We start from the raw sequence: 2,646 nt of genomic DNA, 5'->3' as shown, positions 1-2,646 counted from the left end.
GTGTTTTTTCTATTTCCCATCCTAATACCTCTCTCAAATATAAATAATACTTGTAATTAGCTCATTATATGCAGTGTCTGAAATTTGTTTTAAACAACCAAATAGGGATATTGTGGTAACAAACAATAAAAAAATTAAAATTATTTTTTTCACTATCATAGACTCCTTTTCATTATTTAACTGCAATAATTTAACTTAGCACTTATATACTTATACGTATTATAACATTTAATTCTACCTTATGATAACCCCTTAAACATTATCCTACAACGCATAGCTTGTCCTACTTATGATACGGTTCACCGTATCAGTTCTACTAGCAAAATAAATAGGGTGTGTTTAATAGTTAATATTGATTGCTAAAATAAAAGCATTAGGTTTAACTACATAAACCTAATGCTCCTATTTATTTTACAATCAACTAGTCATTATTAAAATCATTTGCCATTTCTAGAACTGAAATATATCTTTCCAACTCTTCTTGTATATATTCTTCAATCATTTCTATTAACATCTGAGGACTAGAATTATTTAAGTGAAAATCTATAAAACAATTATAATATCTTTTTCTATCCTTAAACTTGATATTAATAGGAGGATATCCTTCTTTCATAAGTTCAAAATTCATAATTAAACGTCCAGTCCTACCATTTCCATCTATGAATGGGTGTATGGCTTCAAATTTTAGGTGAAATAATGCAACTTTTTCAATTATATGTTTATCCTTCATCTCTTCATTATATTCATTAATCAATTGTTCCATTAATACTGGCACCAAATATGGCCCTGGTAGTTCATGTACTGCCCCTAAAATAGTAACTGGTATACGTCTATATTTTCCCCTATCTTGAGGCTTATCCATTAAAACTATGCTATGAATATCCTTTATAATATTCTCTGATAAGGGTATTTTTTCTTTTACTAGCTCTTCTATATAAAAAAATGCTTCTTTATGTCCAATTGCTTCCAAATGCTCTTTCAATGGCTTTTTATCTATAGTAATTCCTTCCTGTAAAACAAGTGCTGTTTCTTGTAGTGTAAGGGTATTACCTTCTATTGCATTTGAATTATAAGTAAAGTCTATTAAAAATTCATCTCTAAGTCTTTTAGTTTCTCCTTCTGTGAGAGGCCGATATTCATTAAGTTTTTTTAGTAAATCATCGAGTTTTTCAAACATTTTATCTCCTCATTTTTTATAATAATCAAGTATATATATTATACCATAATTTTCTACATATAATTGCATATTAATGCCCATATTGTTATAATTATTATTTATCTAATCTTACAATATATTGAATAATATAGATATTATATCATTAGATAGGGATTTAATTTATAGAAATCGTTCACCGTATCGACTCTACTCGCAAAATAAATAAAATATGTTTAACATTTAATATAGATTGCTAAAATTAAAGCCTTAGGTATTATCACATATACCTAAGGCTCCTATTCCAACATTATTAAAAACTTAGAAAATTAGTTTATTATCGCTTTATAATCCCTATCCCCAATATGATAATTTCAAAAACATATTTACAATCTTTTGTAATTCAGAAAATTCTTCTTCCCTTAATACACCATAATTCTTACCATAAATACCTCTTGATTCCAAGCTCCATAAAAACGACTTGAAATTAGGATATTCATGAATATTCTTCTTTAATAAATATATAAAATGCTCCAACTTCTGATAATTAATAGTATTATTGTTTTTTTCTTGCTTATATAAAGATAAGTCTAATATTAATTCTAGGGGTTTAGTAATTTTATATCTATAGGCATCAGTATTATTGGGTAAAAAATCACTTTTATAGTTTTCATAGCTTTCACATACTATTCTATACATAGTATCTCTCCCTAAACTGTGGTAATCTTTTTATAAATTGATTTTTTTTAGATTTATATAAATCATCTCTCAACAATACCTCATCTATAATTTGATTTATTAATTCTTTATCAGATATATCTATAAGTTCATCTATATCCTCTATGTCCTTTTGTTCCAGCCTGATTATTTTGCTTACAATTATATCTTCAGGGGACAATAAATACACATTTAAATATTTAAATTTGTTTAGCCTTATAGCTCTTTTCTTATATTTAGGTGATATTATAGTACTTTCATATTCTAACATATCGAAATCCCTTAATTGTACAAAAACCCTCCCTAGTTTAGAGGGATAATTTAAATCTATAAAATCAAAATCCCTTGTGGCCCTTTCTGTATATTCCCCTAATATACATGCAGCCCCTCCTAAAAAATATATGTCGAAAGGTTCAATATCAAAAGCTATAGCAACTTTCTCCATATCAAATATTTTATTTTCTAATTGTTTCTTTAATGCCATAATTATCACCCTATAATAATGTTATAACATTATTATATCACATTAGAACCCAGCTTCATAATAATACCAATGGTCAGCTATCTTTTCTGTATAATACCAATTATCCCCATTCAATTCTTTCCATTACCATCTAAAGGCCATTTTTTTATGCCCTTGACTTTTTCTAGTTCATAAATTTTATCATAGGTTTCACTTTGAATACATTTATTCAAGAAATCTAGATTGTCATTTACTAATTTCTTAATTTCATACTTATTTCTATACCAGTTAAAATTCCTAAGTGTTAATAGTA

At 26.6% G+C, this 2,646-nt stretch carries 4 protein-coding genes; all 4 read right to left on the bottom strand.

Annotated features, from left to right (window positions below):
- Positions 1–421: 421 nt before the first annotated feature.
- Positions 422–1,177 (bottom strand): Fic family protein, encoded by a 756-nt coding sequence (locus VK998_RS00390; RefSeq protein WP_325224228.1) that lies wholly within the window; start codon positions 1,175–1,177, stop codon positions 422–424.
- Positions 1,178–1,507: 330 nt separating this feature from the next.
- The gene (locus VK998_RS00385; protein ID WP_325224227.1) at positions 1,508–1,852 is read right to left on the bottom strand and encodes a hypothetical protein; all 345 of its coding nucleotides are present in this window, start codon (positions 1,850–1,852) and stop codon (positions 1,508–1,510) included.
- Positions 1,845–2,354, bottom strand: coding sequence for a DUF6036 family nucleotidyltransferase (locus tag VK998_RS00380; protein ID WP_325224225.1), 510 nt, complete (start codon positions 2,352–2,354; stop codon positions 1,845–1,847). Before VK998_RS00380 ends, VK998_RS00385 begins: the two co-directional genes overlap by 8 nt.
- Positions 2,355–2,464: 110 nt before the next feature.
- A partial coding sequence (locus tag VK998_RS00375) for a hypothetical protein (protein WP_325224223.1) occupies positions 2,465–2,646 on the bottom strand: 182 nt, incomplete at its 5' end.

The organism is Schnuerera sp., assembly GCF_035459645.1.
In the GTDB taxonomy this organism is placed as follows: Bacteria; Bacillota; Clostridia; order Tissierellales; family Tepidimicrobiaceae; genus Schnuerera.
The sequence above is the reverse complement of the archived record's forward strand: the minus strand, read 5'-3'. Positions and strand labels throughout refer to the sequence as shown.